Consider the following 3,634-nt stretch of genomic DNA (forward strand, 5'->3'; position numbering starts at 1 on the left):
AATTCAAAACATTAAATAAAAACCTAATGAGAAAAGTTATATTTATAGGAATTGTTTTATGCAGTTTTAATTTAAACGCACAAGTAGGGATAAATACACCTAATCCCAATAGTACATTAGTAGTAGAGGGATCTTATGAAGGTGCTTACAAAAACATTTCTACCAATACTACTTTAACTGCATTAGATCAATACATCACTGTAACTGGATCAACAGCTATATCGATCACACTACCCGATGGAAGCTCAACAACTAATTCCTTTTCGGGAAGAATATACCGCATCCGAAATAATTCTTCACAAGATGCCACTTTACTTGGTTTTGGAAATACTCAATTAATAAGAGTCAGTGCTACCACTTCATCTTCTAATTATACGATCCCTGCAGGTGGATATGTAGAAGTGGTGAAAAATGAATCAACAGGTTCTTCCGGTTCTTTATGGGAGCTTTCATTTTATGGAGTTGCAACTCCAAGTAATATAAAAGAATTAACTTATGCCAGAAATACAGTAAGCCCAATAGACAGCAATACTCCTACAAATTCTATTACTTCTATTGGAAATATAAGCTTCAGATATAATGGTACTTCTCCAAGTGCTTCCAATATAGAATACCGAGTAGGCACTCCCAATCATGTAACGATACTTTATCATAAAGCAGGAAGTGGAGGAGCTTCATTAGAAGAATGGGGAAGACAGGCTTCATCAGCCAATACATGGTATAGTTTAACAGGAGAAGTAGGAAATGCAACTCGGGATATCAATGCCAATAACCGAGATATCGGCTACGCTATTCTGATTCTCCATAATACTAAAGAAGTATATAGGGTAACAGCTAATGCCAACGGAAGTATCGCTGCCTCTGGAAGTGTTCCTGCTGCTGCATCTTCTGTTACATTATTTGTTGAAAAACTAGACTAGTTTTATATATTGTTTTTGTTTTTTTCTAAATCGTCAAAAAATAAAAGTCTGGAAATCTCCAAACTTTTATTTTTTCTGACGATATTTTTATAGAAAACTATCTTATGCTTTTACAGCTTTAATTTTTTCAGTTAAAGCCGGAACAATTTCGAAAGCATCCCCCACTACTCCATAATCCGCAGATTTAAAGAAAGGTGCTTCAGGGTCATTATTGATTACTACAATTGTTTTGGAAGAGTTAACCCCAGCCAAATGCTGAATAGCTCCGGAAATTCCTACTGCAATATAAAGATTAGGTGCAATTGCTTTTCCCGTTTGCCCTACGTGTTCTGTATGAGGTCTCCAACCTATGTCTGAAACAGGTTTAGAACATGCTGTAGCTGCTCCTAAAACATTAGCTAAATCTTCAATCATCCCCCAGTTTTCAGGTCCTTTTAGCCCTCTTCCTGCAGATACCACTATTTCAGCTTCTTTAAGATCTAATTTACCTGAACTCTGTTCGTGAGAAATTACTTTCGTATCTTCATTGGCAACAGATAAGTTTTTTACTTCTTCTGAACCCGATACTGCATTTTCTTTTACGCCAAAAGCATTTTGAGATACAGTAAGAATTACATTGTTTCCTTCTGCTTTTGCATGCATGAACCCTTTTCCTGAAAATGCTCTTCTTTTCACCTGAATAGGAGAAAGACTTTCCGGAGCTGCCAATGTATTAGTAATTAAAGAATAATTTTTAATTATTGCCAACATAGGTGCTATGGAAGAAGCATCAGTAGTATGAGGGAATACTATAATATTTCCGTCCGCAATTTCATTAATCGCCTGTGCATATGCTTTAGCTGAAAAGCTTTTCAGTCCTTCATCCTTCACATTAATTACGTTAGACGCTCCATATTTATATAATAAATCTGAAGAATCCGTTGGATTTATAGATACTGCAGTTACAGTTTCCCCTGCCTGATCAGCAATAGCGTTTGCATATGAAACTGCTTCAAAGGCTGCTTTTTTATAAACTCCATTTATATTTTCTGCGTATACGAATACTGCCATTTTCTTAAATTTTAAATTTAAACGTTAGATTATATTACTTTAGCCTCTTCGTGAAGTAATCTTACCAATTCATCAAGATTATCCGGAGAAACCATTTTCACAGCTGCTCTTGGAGGAACACTATCATAAGATACTCCCTGAACTTTCACCTCAGAAGATGTAGGCTCCACTACCTGTAAAGGTTTTGTTCTTGCAGACATAATACCTCTCATATTAGGAATGATAAGGTCTTTTTCATCTACTAATCCCTTCTGACCTGCTATAATAGCCGGAAGTTTGACAGAAATTGTTTCTTTACCACCTTCAATCTCTCTCACAGCAGTCGCCTCACTTCCGTTTACATCTAATCCTACGGAAGCATTTACGAAAGGCTGATTCAGCAATTGAGCCACCATTCCCGGTACAGAACCACCGTTATAATCGATGGATTCTTTTCCGCAAAGGATAAGATCATATCCTCCGTTTTGAGCTACTGCAGCGATTTCTTTCGCTGTAGAATAGCTGTCTTTAGGATCCAGGTTCACCCTTATTCCGTCATTAGCTCCAATTGCCAGTGCTTTTCTGATTACTGCTTCAGTAGATGCATCTCCTACATTTATCACTGTTACAGTAGCTCCCTGAGACTCTTGAAATTTGATTGCTTTTGTTAAAGCAAACTCATCTAAAGGGTTGATCACCCACTGGATTCCGTTTTTGTCGAAAGCCGATTTATCCGCCGTAAAGTTAATTTTGGAAGTAGTATCCGGAACACTACTAATACAAACTAATATTTTCATGTGTACTATTTTATTTTTTCTCCATTCACATATAACTGTAATGATTCAGTTATCATATAGAGATTTTTAATTGATTAATTTCTGTAAATATAAATAAAAAATATATTATGCATGCATAATACTTATTAATTTATTATTCAATACATTAGAAGTAATTATTTAGCTGGGTGAGTTGCTCTGAACTCTATCTTACTGGGTAAAACCCTTGGATTCATCTTTAAAATATCCAATATCAGATTTCCCATATCTTCCGGCTGAATTTTCCATTCATCTTTTTCGGAAACAATATTTCCATTAAAATTAGTAGCTACCGAACCAGGCATTATCACCGTTGTTTTAATATTATATTTTCTTAAATCTATCATAGCTGCCTGTGTAAAACCAACTACCCCGAATTTGGAAGCATTATAACCTGTACCGTTTTCAAAGAAATTGGCTCCGGCCAGACTGGAAATGGTAATATAATACCCTTTGGTCTTTTTTAATTCTTCCACAGAGGCTTTTAAAGTATAAAAAACTCCGGTTAAATTGGTTTCGATCATAGTCTGCCACTCCTCTACCGTTAGCTCATCTACAGGCTTAAATATACCCAATCCTGCATTTGCCACTACAAAATCCAACTTGCCAAATTTTTCAATGATATATTTTATTGCTTCCTGCTCACTCTCTAGGCTTCTTACATCGGAAACAATCCCCAATACTTTATCGGATTGCTTTAAAAGCTCTTCTTCAGCCTTCATCACATCTTCTCTTTTTCGTCCTGAAAATGCTACTGATATACCATTTTCAAGTAAAATTTTAGCAATTCCAAAGCCTATCCCTTTGGTTCCACCTGTTATATAAGCTACTTTATTTTCCAGCATACTTTATTTATTTTTATCTAAAAAT

Annotated in this window: 4 protein-coding genes; 1 reads left to right on the forward strand and 3 read right to left on the reverse strand. The window is 35.6% G+C overall.

Annotated elements, in window-relative coordinates; genetic code table 11:
- A partial coding sequence (locus Q0A18_RS00005) for a hypothetical protein (RefSeq protein ID WP_292008109.1) occupies positions 1-920 on the forward strand: 920 nt, incomplete at its 5' end.
- Between the two features lie 102 nt (positions 921-1,022).
- Here Q0A18_RS00005 and Q0A18_RS00010 read toward each other — a convergent pair.
- The 3 genes from Q0A18_RS00010 to Q0A18_RS00020 form a co-directional block, all read right to left on the reverse strand.
- The gene (locus Q0A18_RS00010) at positions 1,023-1,970 is read right to left on the reverse strand and encodes an electron transfer flavoprotein subunit alpha/FixB family protein (protein WP_292008110.1); all 948 of its coding nucleotides are present in this window, start codon (positions 1,968-1,970) and stop codon (positions 1,023-1,025) included.
- A 29-nt stretch (positions 1,971-1,999) separates the two neighbouring features.
- Entirely contained in the window at positions 2,000-2,746 is a 747-nt protein-coding gene (locus Q0A18_RS00015; RefSeq protein WP_292008111.1) for an electron transfer flavoprotein subunit beta/FixA family protein, read from the reverse strand.
- A 155-nt stretch (positions 2,747-2,901) separates the two neighbouring features.
- Entirely contained in the window at positions 2,902-3,609 is a 708-nt protein-coding gene (locus tag Q0A18_RS00020) for an SDR family oxidoreductase (RefSeq protein WP_292008112.1), read from the reverse strand.
- Positions 3,610-3,634 lie beyond the last annotated feature (25 nt).

This window comes from Chryseobacterium sp. (genome assembly GCF_022712095.1).
Taxonomy (GTDB): domain Bacteria; phylum Bacteroidota; class Bacteroidia; order Flavobacteriales; family Weeksellaceae; genus Chryseobacterium.

Bases quoted from the DNA above. Each gene is read 5' to 3' on its own strand.
- Q0A18_RS00020 (WP_292008112.1), bottom strand. From the start codon at position 3,609: ATGCTGGAAAATAAAGTAGCTTATATAACAGGTGGAACCAAAGGGATA.
- Q0A18_RS00010 (WP_292008110.1), bottom strand. From the start codon at position 1,970: ATGGCAGTATTCGTATACGCAGAAAATATAAATGGAGTTTATAAAAAA.
- Q0A18_RS00015 (WP_292008111.1), bottom strand. From the start codon at position 2,746: ATGAAAATATTAGTTTGTATTAGTAGTGTTCCGGATACTACTTCCAAA.